We start from the raw sequence: 15,148 nt of genomic DNA on the forward strand, positions 1-15,148 counted from the left end.
GGGTTACTTCCCCTGCCCTGTGTTGCGGTTGGCATTGTTCTTCTGTTCCTGCGCGGCAGCCGCGCGTGATTCGGCGATACCCACCGCGCGTGCCGCCGCGGCCTTTTCGTCTTTCTGCAGTTCCAGCGGCTGGAACGAGCCTTCCGGCGCCAGCCAGCCGCCACTGAACCCGGCCCGCTCCAGACCCTTGCGGATGTACGGGTTCTTCTTCATCACTTCCCAGACGAAGTCGTTGCGGTAGTTGGCGATCATGGTCAGGATCGGGCCCTGGTCGATGGCGATGTAATCGCTGGCGACCCAGCCGCGATCCGGCACCACGCGGCCGGTCTTGATCGGGATGTCGTAGTTGAAGCTGGGATTGAACGAATCCAGGAAGCCGTAGCTGGAATAGATGTAGTCGCCGTAGCGCTTGTGCATCTCCAGCGTGGCCGGAATCACCTGCTCCGGTGCGAACACCACCGAGGCGATCGCCGCGGTCGGCGCGATCGTGCCGTCATCGAAGTTCTCGCGCAGGCCGGCGCCGCGCGAGGAATAGTGGCGGAACTGGCGCTGCTCGCCGCGGTACTCCTGCGTGGTGTTCTGCGGGCCATCGCTGGCGGTCAGGCCCCAGACGTTCTCGCCATAGTCCTTCCACTGCATCGGGTTGGCGATGGCGTACTCGCGCTGGGCCAGCGCGGCCGAACGGCTGTTGAGGAAATAGGTGCTGCCGCGTTCGCGCATGTACGCGTCCTGGATATCGCGGAAGTCGATCCAGACATGGCTGTACTGGTGGCCGAACAACGGGCCGAAGGACAGGTATTCCTGGCCCTGGTAGACGCCCCAGTCGTTGTCATAGGTGCGCGTCCACACCGTCCATGCGTCCGGGCTGACCGGGTGCGTGGGCGAGCCCAGGGCGAGGATGTAGACCATCATCGCCTCGTTGTAGCCCATCCAGTCATGGTCGATGAAGCCGCTCTCCGGGAACCAGCCCATCGAGATCAGCGGCGCGCGCTGCTGCAGCCACGGCCAGTCGACCTTCTTGTACAGGGTGTCGGCGATCTGCCGGATTTCCTTCTCGCGCGGGTCGTCACCGTCGTAGTAGGACTGCGCGAACAGCACGCCCATCATCAGCAGCGCGGTATCCACCGAGGACAGCTCGACCCAGCTGTCGTAGCGTCGGCCCTGCTGCATGTCCAGGAAGTGGTAGTAGAAGCCCTTGTAGCCGGCCTTGCCGGTACGCTGCGGGCCCATCGGCACGTCGCGGAAGAACTTCAGCGTAGTCAGCGTCCGATCGATCGCCTGGTTGCGGCTGACCCAGCCGTTCTCGATGCCGATCGGATAGGCAGTCAGCGCGAAGCCGACCGAAGCGATGCTGGCGAACGGCCGCGACGGATAGCGGTCCGGGGTCAGGCCGTTCACTTCGTTGGTGGTGTCCCAGAAGAACTGGAAGGTGCGCCGCTCGATGTCATCGAACAGCGGCGGCAGCTCCGGCTTCATCGGCCGCGGCGGTGCGTCAGCCTCGATCAGGATCACCGGTGGGCGCGGCTTGGCAGGCTCCTGCTGGGCCGGCTGGCAGGCGGCCACGCCCAGGCTCAGCGCGGCGGCGGACAACAGATGGCGTGCCTGCATGGCGCGGTTCCTCCGGTGGTCTGATCGATGGGAAAGCATACCGTCCAATGATCTGAAATCGTTTACAAGATGCGTTCTTAAAAAACCACGAAAAACGTGGTTTGACACCGCGATCATTGCCCACACCGCTGCCCTCTGCCCGGCAGCGGTGTGGGCAATGGACCGGCACCCGGCCGGCCATTGCCGTTTTCACCGATGCCGCCAGCGAGCCGGCGGCATCGGGTCATGCATCAACGCCCGGGCTTAGAAGCGGAAGCCCACTTCGGCCTTGACCTGACGCGGCGTACCGATGATGTCGCCGGTCTCGTTGTAGCTGGCCTGCAGCTTGCCGTTGGTCTTGACGTAGTTGTAGGTGGAGAAGTTGTCGAAGTTGAACACGTTGATGATGTCGATACGCGCGTACAGCTCGGTATCGCCCGGCATCTTGAACGTCTTCGTCGCCTGCAGGTCGACCGAACGGTAGCCGAAGATCTTGCCACCCACCAGGAACTTGCCGGTGGCATTGGGCACGGCCGCCTGCGGGGTCGGCAGGGTGTAGCCGCTGGCCTGCATCACCGGGTACCAGTCATTGACGGCGGTCGGCGTAGCCAGGGTGATCTTGCCACCGAAGGTGATACCCCAGAAGCCGGCGTACGAACCGGTCACCACCAGGCGGTGGCGCGGCGCGCCGTTGGAGCGGATGGTCGGGTAGTCACCGATCAGGCCGCGGTCGAAGGCGTACTTCTCGTTGATGTCGCGGTTGTGGCGCGCGGTGGTCCAGGTATAGGCGATCGAGGTCCCCCAGCCGCTTTCCTTGGTGAACGGCTTCTGCGCCGACAGCAGGACCTGGGTCGCACGGGTCTTGATGCCCTGCTGGCCGATGATCAGGCTGCCGAAGCCCGGCACGTTGCAGCTCCAGGCCTGGCTCAGGCCCGGGTCGGTGCCGCCGCACAGGCGCGGGTCATCGAAGAACTGGCCGGTCGGGTAACGGTTGCCCAGGGTGAAGGCGAAGCCGTCGTAGCTCAGGGTGCGGGCGATGGTGGCATCGGTCAGCCAGTCACCGATCTGGTTGCTCATGCCCAGACTGAACTGATCCGAGTACGGGGCCTTCAGCTTGTTGTTCAGCAGGTCCACTTCCAGGCCGGCATTGCTGGTCGCGCCAACCAGCGACTGCAGGTTGCCGATGCCGTTGAGCAGGTTCGGGTTCCAGTCGTAGCAGGCGGCCTGGCCGTTGATGCAGGTGCCGGTGGCCGGGTTGCGGAAGTAGATGGTCGGCTGCGGCAGGGCCAGCTTGGTGGTTTCCAGCTGCAGGTTGTCAAACAGGTCGCGGTCGTAGGAACGGCCGGCACCACCGTGGATCACGTGCTGCTCGTCGGCGTTGATGTCATACGAGAAGCCCAGGCGCGGCTGCCAGGCATCCTTGAACGCCTTGCGGTTGTGGCCGTTGCTGATGTAGTCGCTGATGTCCAGGCCGCCCAGTGCCAGCGAATCGGCATAGGTCTGGCCGGCAGGCGCGCGCGGATCCTGCGAGTAGATGGCGTCGACCACCTGCTGCGGGGTCACGAAGTCCAGGTAGGACGGGGTCTTTTCGTAGTCCCAGCGCAGGCCGAGGTTGATCTGCAGGTGGTCATTGACCTGCCAGTCGTCCTGGATGAACACGCCGTACTGCTTGGACTTGGAACGCACTTCACCGGACACGCCCGACACGCCGGTCACCGGCTTGACGAACTGTGCCTTGTACGGAATGGAATCCGGGAAGTCCGGATCGCCCAGGCTGTAGGTGAAGGTCGGGTTGATCTGCGCCGCATCGGAAGCGTACAGGTCGATCTGCTTGTACTTCACGCCCATCTTGATGGTGTGGTCACCGGCCCACTGGATGCCATCCAGGGTCAGGTTGTCTTCGATCGACCAGCCCTTCTGGCCCTTCACCTGCGAATCCAGTGCCGAGGCGCCACCGATCTTCACCACGGTGCGGTCTTCCGGACCGTCCGGCGCGGTGTAGGTGATGCCGTTGGCCAGGGTCAGCGGGGTCGGGTTGTTGAACGAATCTTCGTGGGTGACCATCAATTCGTTGTAGTAACGCTCACCGCTGTGGTTCCAGCGCAGCGCGTAACGACGGTCGGTGTTGACCACTTCACGGCCGGCTTCCGGCGAGGTCTGGCCACTGAACTGCGACTGGGTTTCGTCGCGGTCCTGGAAGGTCAGTTCGATGCGATCGTTGTCGGTCGGCTCGAAGTCGATCTTGCCGAAGATCAGGTCCTGCTGGAACGGCTGGCTGGCCGGGCCGAGGCCGGCAGCACCGGCCGGCGGCAGCAGGCCGGCAGCGCCGGTGACCGCGCCGTCCGGCGCGATGGTGACCGGCAGGTCAAAGCGCTTGGCTTCGTAGGTCACGAAGAAGTGGGCCTTGTCCTTGACGATCGGGCCGCCCAGCGCGAAGCCGTATTCCTTCTCGGCCGAGACCATCTTGTCCTTGCCGCCCTGGCGCTCGGCCGGGGTCTTGGCGCGCATGTCTTCATCGGTGTAGCGGTAGAACGCCTCACCCTTGAACTCATTGGTACCGGACTTGGTCGCGGCGGTCACCGCAGCGCTCGACACCTGGCCGTACTCGGCCTTGTAGTTGCCGCTGATGACCTTGTATTCACCGATGGCCAGCTGCGGGAACGGGTTGCCGGCGCTGCCGGACTGGCCGGCCACGCCGCCGCCCTTGACGTAGCTCTTCTGGCCCACGCCGTCGATGTACACGTTGGTGCCGTCGGCATTGGTGGCACCGCCGCGCAGCGAGGTGTTGCCCTTGGCGTCGCGGGTGAAGATCATGCCCGGCACCGCGTCGGCGAACTCCAGGAAGTTGCGCGACACCTGCGGGGTGGTCTGGATCTGCTGCAGGCTGACGGTCTTGCCGACTTCAGAGGTGCGCACTTCCTGCAGCAGGGTCGGTGCGACGACGTTGACGGTGTCCAGGTTGGTGGCCGCGGTCGAACCCGGCGTGCTGCTGGCAGCACCGGCGAAGTTCAGCGTGGCGGTCGAGGCCACGGTGACGGTGACCTTCTGGGTCTGGCCGTTGGCGACCACGTCGTAGGTGCCCGGATCCAGGCCCATCAGCGAGTAGCTGCCATCGGCACGCACGGTGCCGCGACGGACGGTACCGGTGGCCACATTGGTGGCGGTGACTTCAGAACCGGCCTGGGCGCCGGCAACCTGGCCGCGCAGGCTGGCGTTGGCCGACTGCGCCATGGCGTTGGGGGCCGCAGCCAGCATCAGACAGCTGACCAGTGCGGTGCTCAGCAGCCGGCGTGCCGGCGTGCGGAAGGTGGTATGCATCATCAACTCAATCTCCGGGTGGCGGTGACCGCTCGCGCGGTCCCTGCGATCAATCAAAAAAGAAGGAACGCCTCTGGCTTCAACGGCCGGATGGCGGAGTGGTGGAATCGCGAACTATCAAGCGGGGAACCAGGGTCTGCTTGTCCCCTGTCCCATCCGTGGAGGTGCCGTCCATCAACTGCATCAGGCGCGTCATGGCCCGATCGCCGAGCTCGGCGATGCTGACCTGCATGGTGGTCAGCGACGGGTGGACGAAACGTGCCAGTGGAATGTCATCGAAACCGGCCAGGGCGACATCGGTCGGCACATGGACCCCAGCCTGCGTGAACGCATACAGGCAACCCAGGGCCATCATGTCGTTGGCGGCGAACACGGCATCGGGCAGCGCTCCGGCTGCCAGCAACTCCTGACCGGCGCGGTGGCCGGAAGCTTCGTCGAAATCACCGGGCAGCTCGATGCCTTCGGCGCCACTGCCGAATGCCGCCAGCGCGTCACGGAAGCCGCGCAGGCGCTCGCGCGCGTCGAAGTTGAGGTCCGGGCCAGAAATGAAAGCGATGCGGCGGTGACCGGCCTCCAGCAGGTGGCCGGTCATGGCCATCGCACCGGCGTGGTCGTCGATGCTCAACACCGGGTGTTCCTGCGTGGGCAGGTAGGTATTGATCAACACCGTCGGCAGCGACTGCGGCAGGTTGTCGGTCAGGAAGCCCGGGCTTTCGGCATAGGGCGAGAGCACCAGCAGCCCGTCAACCCGGCCGCGCATGGCACGCAGGGCCGCGCCCTGCTGCTCCTGGTCGCCGTGGTAGCTGGACACCAGCAGGTGCTGGCGGCGGTTGCGGGCAACGTTGTCGATGCCGCGCATCAGCTCGGAGAAGAATTCGCCGTACAGGTCGGGCAGCACCACGCCCACCGTGTTGGTGCGGCGGCTGCTCAGGCTGCGGGCGGCGGCGTGCGGGGTGTAACGCAGCCGGGCGGCCACCTCCAGCACAAGCTGGCGGACCGGTTCGGCGACATTTTCATGCCCGTTGAGCGCACGCGATACCGTGGCCACGGAGACCCGGGCTTCGCGAGCGACGTCTTTGATTGTGATAGCTGCCTTGTTCACGAAGCCGCCCTCCACGGCTTGGACCTACCAGCATTGGCGCGGAATGTAAGCGTTTCCATCTGGGCTTGTAAACAGTCCGTTAGGCGAATGTCCTGAAATGGACATGAAAACCTGTCCATCACAGGCCTTTGCGAAGACCTGCGATGACAGCGCGGGACAAGGGCTCAGCCCTGTTCTGACGGGGTGGATGCGCGGATGGACAGGGCGTGGATGTCGGTGTCCATCATCGCCCCCAGTGCGGCATAGACCGCGCGGTGGCGCGCCAGCGGCCCCAGCCCGGCAAAGCGCTCGCTGACCACCAGTACGTTGAAATGGCCGCGCCCATCGCGGGCTCCGGCATGGCCGGCATGGCGATGACTGTCGTCTTCGATTTCCAGCCGGGTCGGAGCCAGCGCCTGTTGCAGCGCATCACGGATCCGTTCGATCCGTCCGCCGTTCACGGCAGGACCTTGCGGAACGGCCGCACCTGCACGCGGGTGTAGACGCCCGCGGCGACGTAAGGGTCGGCATCGGCCCAGGCCTGAGCCTGGGCCAGCGACTCGAACTGGGCAATCACCACCGAGCCGCTGAAGCCGGCCGGACCGGGGTCTTCGCTATCCACCGCCGGACAGGGACCGGCCAGCAGCAGGCGCCCTTCGTCGCGCAGCCCGTGCAGACGTGCCAGATGTTCGGGCCGGGCCTGCAGCCGCTGTGCCAGCACATCCTGGCCGTCATACCCCTCGATCACATACCACACCGGCGTTACCTCGCTTGCGTTTTCGGGTCCGCAGATTCTAGCCAATGGCCCCTGTCGCCGCCCTCGGCTGGACACCTGCGCCACAAAGGCTTACCCTAGAGTCCATTGCACGTGGCTGGATGCAGCAGCTCTTCGGTTCCTGCGGCCAATGCGGCCCCCGACGACCGACCTGCCGCTTCAAAACCGGATCGCCTGACCGGGCCACGTAGACGACCTCCCCGTAGTTTCGTCGCTGCCGTTCGCTGCGGCGCGTCCTGCTGTTTGATATGTGTGGAATCGCGCCGATCCCGGCGTGTCTGGTGCCCTGGGGCTCCGTGGCGTTGGCCCGGCGAACCCGGTGCCGCGACTGGTCCGTTGCAATCCTGATGTCCATTAGATGACTTCCGAACTCGCGCTCGACGCGAACCCGCCAACCCGGCCGCCCGCCCCCCAGCAGCAGGAAATGCCGCTGGCCGTGGTGCATGGGCAACCGGTCCTGCAGATCCCGCAGGACCTGTACATCCCGCCGGACGCGCTGGAAGTGATCCTGGATGCCTTTGAAGGCCCGCTGGACCTGCTGCTGTACCTGATCCGCCGGCAGAACCTGGACGTGCTGGACATTCCGGTGGCCGAGATCACCCGGCAGTACGTGGAATACATCACCGTGATGCGCGAGCTGCGTTTCGAGCTGGCGGCCGAGTACTTGGTGATGGCCGCGATCCTGGCCGAGGTGAAGTCGCGCATGCTGCTGCCGCGGCCGGTCAGCGAGGAAGGCGACGAGGCCGACCCGCGCGCCGAGCTGGTGCGCCGGCTGCAGGAGTACGAACGCTTCAAGCAGGCGGCCGAGGACATCGACGCCCTGCCCCGCCAGGACCGCGACACCACGGTGGCGCATGCCTTCATGCCCGAGCGCGCGGCGGTGAAACTGCCGCCGCCGGTGGACCTGAAGGAAATGCTGCTGGCGCTGCACGACGTGCTCAAGCGCGCCGAGCTGTTCAGCGGCCACGCCATCAAGCGCGAGGCACTGAGTGTTCGCCAGCGCATGGGCGAAGTGCTCGGCCGCATGGAAGATGGCAGGTTCTATCGTTTCGAGAGCCTGTTCACCGCCGAAGAAGGCAAGCTGGGCGTGCTGGTCACGTTCCTGGCGGTGCTGGAACTGGCCAAGGAGCAGTTGCTGGACATCGTGCAGGAAGAGCCGCTGGCGCCGATCTACGTGAAGTCGCTTGCCGCCGGCAACACCAACGCCCCGCTGCAGTTCAGCAGCGAGTTCGACGACAACGACGACGCCAACGAGAACGAGTGAGCGCTGCCTGCAGATGGATCAATCGCTGATCAACCGCATAGTCGAAGGTGCCCTGCTGGCCTCCAGCCAGCCGCTGACCCTGGCCCAGCTGAAGGACCTGTTCCCGGAAGAGGAACCAGCACCGCCGGGCAGCATCGAACGTGCGCTGGAGCGCCTGCGTGAAGCCTGCGCGGAGCGCGGCGTGGAGCTGGTCGAGGTCGCCTCCGGCTTCCGCTACCAGGTCACCGGCGAAGTGCACAGCTGGATCAGCCGGCTGTGGACCGAACGCAAGACCCGCTACACCCGTGCCACGCTGGAAACCCTGGCGCTGATCGCCTACCGGCAACCGATCACCCGCGGCGAGATCGAACAGGTGCGCGGCGTGGCGGTCAGCAGCAACATCATCCAGGCCCTGGAAGAACGTGAATGGATCCGTGTGGTCGGCCACCGCGACGTGCCCGGCAAGCCGGCACTGTTCGGCACCACCAAGGGCTTCCTGGACTATTTCGGCCTCAAGCGCCTGGACGAACTGCCGCCCCTGTCCGAACTGAAGGACCTGGGCGAGCTGGAACCGCAGCTGGCGCTGGACCGCGATGGCCCGGCCGTTGCCGGTGCAGACGGCCCGGATGTTTCGGCCGGCGCCGACGGCGCTGCCGCCAACGATGACGTCGGCCTGGCCGGCAGTGACACCCCAGATTCCGCCGATGCAGACACTGCCTCGGCTTCCGATGAGCAAGCACCTTCGCCCCTCGATGATGGGCACCCCGATTCCGCGCCGGGCGAGCGCGCGGTGCCAGTGAACGAACGCGAAGACAACGCCGTCGCGACGACGACCGTGGCTGTTGACCAAGCCGATTCCGAACCAGAGGCCGACCTCGAAACCGTCGGCCGGAGCAAAACTGATGAGTGACACCCCCCGTAACAAGCTCTCGCTCAAGCGCGAAGCCACCTCCGAACAGTTCAAGCTGGAAGAGCGCCTGCACAAGGTGCTGGCCCAGGCCGGCCTCGGCTCGCGCCGCGCGCTGGAACAGCGCATTGCCGAGGGCCTGGTCAAGGTCAACGGCGAAGTCGCGCAGACCGGCATGTCGGTCAAGAGCGGCGACAAGATCGAGCTGGATGGCCGTGGCTTCGTCGCCACCGCGCTGGCCGAACCGTCGCGCGTGCTGGTCTACAACAAGCCGGAAGGCGAAGTGACCACCCGCGAAGATCCCGAAGGCCGCCCGACCGTATTCGAATCGCTGCCGCCGCTGAAGGGCGCGCGCTGGATCGCCATCGGCCGCCTGGACATCAACACCACCGGCCTGCTGCTGGCCACCACCGACGGTGAACTGGCCAACGCCATGATGCACCCGTCGTTCGAGGTCGAGCGCGAGTACGTGGTGCGCGTGCGCGCCCCGGAAGGTGAGGAAAAGGTCTCCGACGCCATCGTCGACCGCCTCGCCCGTGGCGTCGCGCTGGAAGACGGCCCGGCCAAGTTCGACGAGATCGAACGCATCGGCGGCACCGATTCGCACGATTGGTTCCGCGTCGTGGTAAAGGAAGGCCGCAACCGCGAAGTGCGCCGCCTGTGGGAATCGCAGGGCTGCCAGGTCAGCCGCCTCAAGCGCACCCGCTACGGCAAGGTCAGCCTGCCGCGCGAACTGGCCCGTGGCCATTCGGTGGAACTGGGCACCTCCCAGGTCGAAGCCCTGCGTGCGCAGCTGAAGCTGGAAGAAGGCGCGCCGTCGGCACTGACCCTGCAGCCGGTGATCGGCCAGCGCCGCGCCGCCAAGACCACCGTACGCGTGCGCGAAGGTGGCCGTGGCAATGCGTACGTCAACGGCCACAACACGGCCGACGAAGGCCGCGAACTGCGCCGCTTCGACAACGTGCGCGAAGATCGCGGCCGTGGTCGCGGTGGCAAGGGTGGCGGCTTCAAGGGCGGCCTGACGGTCAGCGGTGAAGCGGCGGCCAAGCAGTCGCAGAAGCCGTTCAAGCAGCGCGCGCCGAAGAATGATCGCTCGCTGCCGGAAGGCAACCCGGCCGCGTTCCGTACCTGGTACGTGCCGGACGGTGTCAGCACCGGCCCGAGCGGCCATCGCAATGCCGGTCCGGGCGCACGTGGCCCGGGTGCCCGTGGTCCGGGCGCGGGCGGCCAGGGCCGTCCGTACGGCAAGCCGAAGAGCGCAGGCGCCGGTGGCGGCCAGGGCCGTGGCGGTTTCGGCGGTGAAGGCCGTGGCGGCGCAGGCGGCCAGGGTCGTCCGGCCGGTGGCGGCAACCGCTCGCAGGGCCAGGGCAACAAGCACCCGTACGGTCATCCGGGCAACGCCCCGAGCTTCCCGTCCGACCACGCCACCCCGGGCTTCAACCCGTATGGCAGCCCGAAGCCGGCACACGGCGCCCGTCCGGGCGGTCGCGGTCCGGGTGGCGGCAACAACCGTGGCCCGGGCGGTAATCGCGGCCCCGGCGGTCCGGGTGGCAACCGTGGCCCGGGTGGCCCCGGCGGCAACCGCGGTCCGGGCGGCCCGCGCCGCAGCGGCCCGCGCGGCGGCTGATCGCTACGGCGACTGAAACGAAAAACCCCGGCGCAGGCCGGGGTTTTTCTTTGTCTGGTGTCGGCCCGAGATTGGGCGCGACCGATGGTGCAGTTCCGTTTTAGGAAAGGTTTGAAAACAAGTTATCTGTGTCACAGGTCGCCGTAACCGGGTCGACCGGTCTCTATCGTGGGCGCTCTTCCACACCACAGGGCACTTCCCATGACTGGCATCACCCCCGAACAGGCACGCGCCAACGCCGACCTCGCTGGCCGTACCACCGGCGAATTCATCCAGGACATCGATTACTCCATTGATGCCAATTCACGCGAAGGCAAACGCAATATCGTGGTCGCCCTACCCCGCGGCCTGGCGCGCGAAGGCCAGGCCGAAGCAGTAATGGCGCATTACCAGGACCGTGGCTACGAGGTCGAACAACTGAGCGTGACCGGTCACGCCTGGAACCTGCAGATCGGCTGGTAAGAAGAAGGGGACGGAGGGGATTAAGTCGCTCTTGCCACATTGCGAGTGGTCAAGGCGAAAACGACTTAATCCCTTCCGTCCCCTTTTTTGGGGTCAGCGGCGGCTGATGGTGAAGGCGGTGCCGTCCACGCCCAGATCCCAGCCTTCGCCGGTGCCGGACAGGGCCAGAGAGATGTCGCCCTTGGTCATCACCTGCGCGTTGCTGGACTTCACCGCACCCGCGTGCGCGCCAACCGATGCGTAGGTCCCCAGCAGTTCATTGACGCTGACCGCACCGGTGAAACTGCCCCGGCCATTGGTGATCTTCGATTTACCCACCGTCAGGCCGCCCCCCTTCATCTGGATGCGTACCGGCAGGCTGGCACCGTTGCTGCAGGTGACCGTGCCGTTGCCGGAGGCGGTCTTGTAGATCAGCGACCAGCCGGACAGGTTGTAGCGAAGCTGGCAGTCGAGATTGCCGGCGGCGTGCGCGGCCGGGGCCAGCGACGCGGCAGACAGGGCCAGCAGCAGGGCGAAGGGCTTGTTCATGGCGGGACTTCCAGATCGTTCGGACTGCTGGCGAATCTAGCAGCGCGCGCGTGCACGATGGATGCACGCGCGCATACAGGTGCGGCCAACATTCAGCCGCCGTCCGACTGGCTCAGGCCTGCTCGTCCAGATGGAACGCATCGGCATCGAGCATCGCCGGGAAGCGCGCGCGGTGCGCGGCCAGCGCCTCGGCCGAAATGGTGGTGGTCACCACCTGCTCGCGCTCGCGGATCTCCACCTGCGGCTGGCCGAGGAAATCGATCACCGCGCTGTCGCCTGCATAGTGCAGCTGGTTGCCATCCACGCCCACGCGGTTCACTGCAGCCACGAAACACAGGTTCTCGATCGCCCGCGCGCGCAGCAGGGTCTTCCACGCATAGGCACGCGCCGAGGGCCAGTTGGCGACGAAGATCTGCAGGTCGAAGTCCAATTGCTCGGGACGCTCGACGTTGTAGCGGTTGCGGCAGAACACCGGGAAGCGCAGGTCGTAGCAGACCTGCGGATTGATCCGCCAGCCCTTCCATTCCACGCTCAGGCGCTCGCGACCGGCGGCATAGCGTTCGTGCTCGCCGCCGTAGCGGAACAGGTGACGCTTGTCGTAGTACTGCAGCCCGCCATCGGGTGTGGCGAACAGCAGGCGGTTGTACACGCCCTCGCCATCGCGCAGCTGCACGCTGCCGATCACCGCCGCGTTCAACGCCCGGGCCTGCTCGCGCACCCAGGCCACGGTCGCGCCGTCCATGCCTTCGGCCTGGGCGATGGCATCGTTGGAGAAGCCACTGGTGAAGGTCTCCGGCAGGATCACCAGGTCGGTGTTGCCGGCCAACGGCGCCAGCAGCGCGCCGTAGTAATCACGATTGCCCGCCGGGTCATGCCAGCGGGTATCGCCCTGGACGAGGGAAATGCGCAGGTCCTGCATCATCACTGCTCCGCTCAAAGAAGGCGCAGGCGTTCGATCGCCGCGTCCATGGTCGCTTCATTCTTGGCAAAGCACAGGCGCACCAGGCGCTGGCCAGCCGGCGGATTCTCGTAGAACGGCGACAGCGGGATGGCGGTCACGCCCTTCTCGATGGTCAGCCACTTCACGAACTCGTGATCCGGCAGGTCGCTGATGGCCGAGTAGTCGACCAGCTGGAAGTAGCCTCCCGGCACCGGCAGCGGCTTCAGGCGGGTACCTGCCAGCTGCTCGCGGAAGCGATCGCGCTTGGCCTGGTAGAACGCGCCCAGCTCCAGGTGGTGTTCCGGCTCGTCACGGATCATCGCGGCGAAGCCGTACTGCGCCGGGCCAAAGCTGGTAAAGGTGTTGTACTGGTGCACCTTGCGGAACTCGGCGGTCAGCGCCGATGGCGCGATCGCGTAGCCGATCTTCCAGCCGGTGCAATGGTAGGTCTTGCCGAAGCTGGAAATGACGAACGCGCGCTCGCGCAGTTCCGGGTAGCGCAGCGCCGATTCATGACGGCGGCCGTCATAGATGATGTGCTCGTACACTTCATCGGAGATCAGGTAGATCTGCGTGCCGCGCAGCAGCTCGGTCAGCGCCTGCATGTCCTGCGCCGACAGCATCGCGCCGGACGGATTGTGCGGGGTGTTGACGATCAGCATGCGGGTGCGCGGAGTGATTGCCGCACGCACGCGATCCCAATCGACCGCGAAGGTCTGCGGATCGAGCGACACATGCACCGCCCTGGCGCCGGCCAGGTCGATCGCCGGCTCATAGCAGTCATACGCCGGGTCGAGCACGATCACTTCCTCGCCGGCACGCACCACGGCGTGGATGGCATTGAAGATCGCCTCGGTGCCGCCGCTGGTGACGGTGATCTCGCTGTCCGCGTCGACCTGTGCGCCATAGCAGTCCAGCGCCTTCTGCGCGATCGCCTGGCGCAGCGGCGCCACGCCGGTCATCGGCGGGTACTGGTTCAGACCGGCGGCCATCGCCCTGGCGGTCTCGTCGATCAGGCGCTGCGGCGCGGAAAAGTCCGGGAAACCCTGGCCCAGGTTGACCGCGCCGTGTTCGGCGGCGAGCTGGGACATCACGGTGAAGATCGTGGTACCGACCTTGGGCAGCTTGGTGTTGGGTTGCATCGGCCTGGGGAGTATGGGGAGACGGATCCCTGAGTTTACGCAATCCCTGCTTCGGTAGTGCCGGCCGCCGGCCGGCAACCTCGGCTGGCAGATGGGGAAATTGCCGGCCAGCGGCCGGCACTACCATCTGAATTCACCGCTACAATTGCCGCCGCACTCCGGCATGAAGACCCCTGCCCCTTGAACACCCCTGCATTGCTGGCCGCCAGTGGCCTGAGCTTCTCCCGCAATGACGAGCCGGTGTTCGGCCCGCTGGACTTCCACGTGGACGCCGGCGAAGCCCTGCTGGTGCAGGGTGGCAACGGTGCCGGCAAGACCACGCTGCTGCGCGTGCTGGCCGGCCTGGCCCGGCCCGGTGCCGGCCAGGTACGGATCGACGGCAAGCCGGCCAGCAATGCCGAGCGGGCGCGCTACGTCGCCTATCTCAGCCACCTGCCCGCGCTGAAGCCGGACCTGGATACGCTGGAGAACCTGCACTTCCTGTGCGGCCTGCACGGCCGCCGTGCGCGGCAGATGCCGGGCAACGCGCTGGCCATCGTCGGCCTGGCCGGCTACGAAGACACCCTGGTGCGTCACCTGTCCGCCGGGCAGAAGCGGCGCCTGGCGCTGGCGCGCATCTGGCTGTCGCCGGCGCCGCTGTGGCTGCTCGACGAACCCTATGCCAACCTCGACCTGGAGGGCATCACCCTGGTCAACCGGATGATCTCGGCGCACCTGCGCGCCGGTGGCGCAGCGCTGGTCACCACCCATGGCGCGTATGCCGCACCGCCGGTGCGCACCCGCCAGCTCGACCTCGGCGGTGCCGCATGATCGCGCCGGGTACCGAACCGGGCCTGTGGCAGACCGCCGGCGCCCTGCTCAAGCGCGATCTGCGCCTGCTCTGGCGCCGTCGCGGCGATGCGCTGCAGCCGCTGCTGTTCGCAGTGCTGGTGGTGGTGCTGTTCGCGCTGGCCCAGGGCCGCGAACCAGAACTGCTGAGCGCCACCGCCGGCGCCGTGCTGTGGCTAGCGGTGCTGCTGGCCGGGCAGCTGTCGCTGGATTCGCTGTTCCGTTCCGATGCTGAAGACGGCTCGCTGGAGCAATGGCTGCTGGCACCGGTGCCGCTGGCCTGGCTGGTACTGGTGCGCGTGCTGCTGCACTGGGCCACCACAGCGCTGCCGTTGATCGTGGTCAGCCCGTTGCTGGCCGAAATGCTGCATCTGCCGCATGACCGGCTACCGCTGTTGCTGGCATCGTTGCTGCTGGGAACGCCGTTGCTGAGCCTGATCGGTGGCGTGGTCGCCGCGCTGACCGTAGGCATCCGGCGCTCTGGTATTCTCGTGGCGTTGCTGTCGTTGCCGCTGTACGTGCCGGTGCTGGTGTTCGGCGCAGGCAGCCTGGCGGCGGCCGGACGCGGACAGGATCCGGTCGGTGCACTGCTGATGCTGGGCGCCGGCCTGCTGGTCGCGCTGGTGCTGGCACCGCTGGCCACTGCTGCTGCAATACGCATTTCTCTGAGTTGACCGAGCTGAGAGCCAATCCACCCCTGCTGGATAGCC

Annotated in this window: 14 protein-coding genes; 6 read left to right on the plus strand and 8 right to left on the minus strand. The window is 66.4% G+C overall.

The genetic code is table 11. The features are described 5' to 3' along the window. Positions 1-3 precede the first annotated feature (3 nt). From AC5YGJ_RS07425 to AC5YGJ_RS07445, 5 genes are all read right to left on the minus strand, one after another. Positions 4-1,608, minus strand: a complete 1,605-nt coding sequence (locus tag AC5YGJ_RS07425) for a glucoamylase family protein (RefSeq protein ID WP_107230941.1) — start codon at positions 1,606-1,608, stop codon at positions 4-6. A gap of 243 nt (positions 1,609-1,851) precedes the next feature. Then, positions 1,852-4,908 carry a TonB-dependent receptor gene (locus AC5YGJ_RS07430; protein WP_496186181.1) on the minus strand — a complete coding sequence of 1,019 codons (3,057 nt, stop codon included), beginning with the start codon at positions 4,906-4,908 and terminating at the stop codon, positions 1,852-1,854. 76 nt (positions 4,909-4,984) lie between these two features. Further along, positions 4,985-6,022 carry a LacI family DNA-binding transcriptional regulator gene (locus tag AC5YGJ_RS07435; protein ID WP_249843495.1) on the minus strand — a complete coding sequence of 346 codons (1,038 nt, stop codon included), beginning with the start codon at positions 6,020-6,022 and terminating at the stop codon, positions 4,985-4,987. A gap of 149 nt (positions 6,023-6,171) precedes the next feature. Continuing rightward, positions 6,172-6,447, minus strand: coding sequence for a BolA family protein (locus AC5YGJ_RS07440; protein WP_309337034.1), 276 nt, complete (start codon positions 6,445-6,447; stop codon positions 6,172-6,174). Beyond that, positions 6,444-6,743, minus strand: coding sequence for a YciI family protein (locus AC5YGJ_RS07445; protein WP_249843493.1), 300 nt, complete (start codon positions 6,741-6,743; stop codon positions 6,444-6,446). Before AC5YGJ_RS07445 ends, AC5YGJ_RS07440 begins: the two co-directional genes overlap by 4 nt. A gap of 376 nt (positions 6,744-7,119) precedes the next feature. Here AC5YGJ_RS07445 and AC5YGJ_RS07450 point away from each other — a divergent pair, with 376 nt between their 5' ends. From AC5YGJ_RS07450 to AC5YGJ_RS07465, 4 genes are all read left to right on the plus strand, one after another. Further along, entirely contained in the window at positions 7,120-8,025 is a 906-nt protein-coding gene (locus tag AC5YGJ_RS07450) for a segregation and condensation protein A (protein WP_249843492.1), read from the plus strand. Between the two features lie 13 nt (positions 8,026-8,038). Then, the gene (scpB, locus tag AC5YGJ_RS07455) at positions 8,039-8,914 is read left to right on the plus strand and encodes an SMC-Scp complex subunit ScpB (protein WP_496186182.1); all 876 of its coding nucleotides are present in this window, start codon (positions 8,039-8,041) and stop codon (positions 8,912-8,914) included. Then, the gene (locus tag AC5YGJ_RS07460; protein ID WP_309337031.1) at positions 8,907-10,538 is read left to right on the plus strand and encodes a pseudouridine synthase; all 1,632 of its coding nucleotides are present in this window, start codon (positions 8,907-8,909) and stop codon (positions 10,536-10,538) included. The genes scpB and AC5YGJ_RS07460 overlap by 8 nt, the downstream gene beginning before the upstream one ends. Before the next feature lie 201 nt (positions 10,539-10,739). After that, positions 10,740-11,000 (plus strand): hypothetical protein, encoded by a 261-nt coding sequence (locus AC5YGJ_RS07465; protein WP_249843489.1) that lies wholly within the window; start codon positions 10,740-10,742, stop codon positions 10,998-11,000. Between the two features lie 93 nt (positions 11,001-11,093). Here the strand turns inward: AC5YGJ_RS07465 and AC5YGJ_RS07470 are convergent, their stop codons facing one another. From AC5YGJ_RS07470 to AC5YGJ_RS07480, 3 genes are all read right to left on the minus strand, one after another. Then, positions 11,094-11,528 carry a hypothetical protein gene (locus AC5YGJ_RS07470; protein ID WP_107230949.1) on the minus strand — a complete coding sequence of 145 codons (435 nt, stop codon included), beginning with the start codon at positions 11,526-11,528 and terminating at the stop codon, positions 11,094-11,096. Positions 11,529-11,640: 112 nt separating this feature from the next. After that, the gene (locus tag AC5YGJ_RS07475; protein WP_496186305.1) at positions 11,641-12,447 is read right to left on the minus strand and encodes an amidohydrolase; all 807 of its coding nucleotides are present in this window, start codon (positions 12,445-12,447) and stop codon (positions 11,641-11,643) included. 14 nt (positions 12,448-12,461) lie between these two features. Beyond that, positions 12,462-13,610 carry a pyridoxal phosphate-dependent aminotransferase gene (locus AC5YGJ_RS07480; protein ID WP_309337026.1) on the minus strand — a complete coding sequence of 383 codons (1,149 nt, stop codon included), beginning with the start codon at positions 13,608-13,610 and terminating at the stop codon, positions 12,462-12,464. Positions 13,611-13,667: 57 nt separating this feature from the next. Between AC5YGJ_RS07480 and ccmA the strand changes: the two genes are divergently transcribed. Beyond that, positions 13,668-14,420, plus strand: coding sequence for a heme ABC exporter ATP-binding protein CcmA (gene ccmA, locus AC5YGJ_RS07485; protein ID WP_496186183.1), 753 nt, complete (start codon positions 13,668-13,670; stop codon positions 14,418-14,420). Then, a complete protein-coding gene (ccmB, locus tag AC5YGJ_RS07490) occupies positions 14,417-15,112 on the plus strand; it encodes a heme exporter protein CcmB (RefSeq protein WP_249843487.1) in 696 nt (231 codons plus the stop codon). The genes ccmA and ccmB overlap by 4 nt, the downstream gene beginning before the upstream one ends. The last annotated feature ends 36 nt before the right edge of the window (positions 15,113-15,148 follow it).

It is taken from the genome of Stenotrophomonas sp. CS3K5, from assembly GCF_059515225.1.

Excerpts from the sequence above, each read along its gene's own strand:
- AC5YGJ_RS07425 (WP_107230941.1), bottom strand. The coding sequence starts at position 1,608 with ATGCAGGCACGCCATCTGTTGTCCGCCGCCGCGCTGAGCCTGGGCGTG.
- AC5YGJ_RS07465 (WP_249843489.1), top strand. The coding sequence starts at position 10,740 with ATGACTGGCATCACCCCCGAACAGGCACGCGCCAACGCCGACCTCGCT.
- ccmB (WP_249843487.1), top strand. The coding sequence starts at position 14,417 with ATGATCGCGCCGGGTACCGAACCGGGCCTGTGGCAGACCGCCGGCGCC.
- AC5YGJ_RS07450 (WP_249843492.1), top strand. The coding sequence starts at position 7,120 with ATGACTTCCGAACTCGCGCTCGACGCGAACCCGCCAACCCGGCCGCCC.
- AC5YGJ_RS07460 (WP_309337031.1), top strand. The coding sequence starts at position 8,907 with ATGAGTGACACCCCCCGTAACAAGCTCTCGCTCAAGCGCGAAGCCACC.
- AC5YGJ_RS07480 (WP_309337026.1), bottom strand. The coding sequence starts at position 13,610 with ATGCAACCCAACACCAAGCTGCCCAAGGTCGGTACCACGATCTTCACC.
- AC5YGJ_RS07475 (WP_496186305.1), bottom strand. The coding sequence starts at position 12,447 with ATGCAGGACCTGCGCATTTCCCTCGTCCAGGGCGATACCCGCTGGCAT.
- AC5YGJ_RS07470 (WP_107230949.1), bottom strand. The coding sequence starts at position 11,528 with ATGAACAAGCCCTTCGCCCTGCTGCTGGCCCTGTCTGCCGCGTCGCTG.
- scpB (WP_496186182.1), top strand. The coding sequence starts at position 8,039 with ATGGATCAATCGCTGATCAACCGCATAGTCGAAGGTGCCCTGCTGGCC.
- AC5YGJ_RS07430 (WP_496186181.1), bottom strand. The coding sequence starts at position 4,908 with ATGATGCATACCACCTTCCGCACGCCGGCACGCCGGCTGCTGAGCACC.